This window comes from Thiococcus pfennigii (genome assembly GCF_016583835.1).
In the GTDB taxonomy this organism is placed as follows: domain Bacteria; phylum Pseudomonadota; class Gammaproteobacteria; order Chromatiales; family Chromatiaceae; genus Thiococcus; species Thiococcus pfennigii.
In genome coordinates, this window is sequence record NZ_NRRW01000147.1 from 1 (window position 1) to 694 (window position 694).

1 protein-coding gene is annotated in these 694 nt (G+C 69.6%); it reads right to left on the minus strand.

Annotated features, from left to right (window positions below; all coding sequences use genetic code 11):
- Positions 1–688: IS1595 family transposase (locus CKO41_RS18305; protein ID WP_200383293.1), on the minus strand; the 688-nt coding region annotated here is incomplete at its 3' end.
- Positions 689–694: the final 6 nt, after the last annotated feature.

The window sequence follows — 694 nt, forward strand, 5'->3', positions numbered from 1 at the left end:
CGGTGTGCTCACAGCCGGCATCGGTGACGCCGGCAAAGCAGGCCAGGCCATCGGAGGTCACCCGGCAGCCGGGCGCCAGGTCTGCGGCGGCCCAGTCCGCGATGGCCGGACGGGTGAAGCCGGGCAGTGGCGCCATCTTGGTGTAGATCGGCTGTCCGTCGGGCGTCAGGGAGACGGCGGCGACGAAGGGGACCTTGTTCGGCGAGCCCCGCCCGGCCTTGCCGCCGGTGAGCTCCCCGCCCAGATAGGCGTCGTCCACCTGGACCTCGCCGCTGAGCGTGTAGGTGCCCTCACGCTCGGCCATCGCCTGCATCAGCTTGTGCTGGATGAGCCAAGCGGTCGGATAGCGCACGCCGAGGTAGCGTTTCAGGGCGAGGGCGGAGAGCCCCGTCTTGGCCTGGCTGATCAGGTAGATGGCCAGAAACCAGACCGTCAGGGCCAAGTGGGTGCTCTGAAACAGCGTGCCGGCGATCAGCGAGGTCTGTTTACGGCAGGCCTGGCACTGGAAGGTCTTGTGGGCGCCGACGTGGAGGATGTCCGCCTGCGGGTGGCCGCACTCGGGGCAGCGAAACCCCTCGGGCCAGCGGGCCTGTTCGAGCGCCGCCTCGCACTGGGCGTCCGTGCCGAACTGGGCGAGGAAGGCCGGCAGCGACAGGCCGGGTTGGAACTGAATGCGGTTCATGGGCATGGCCGG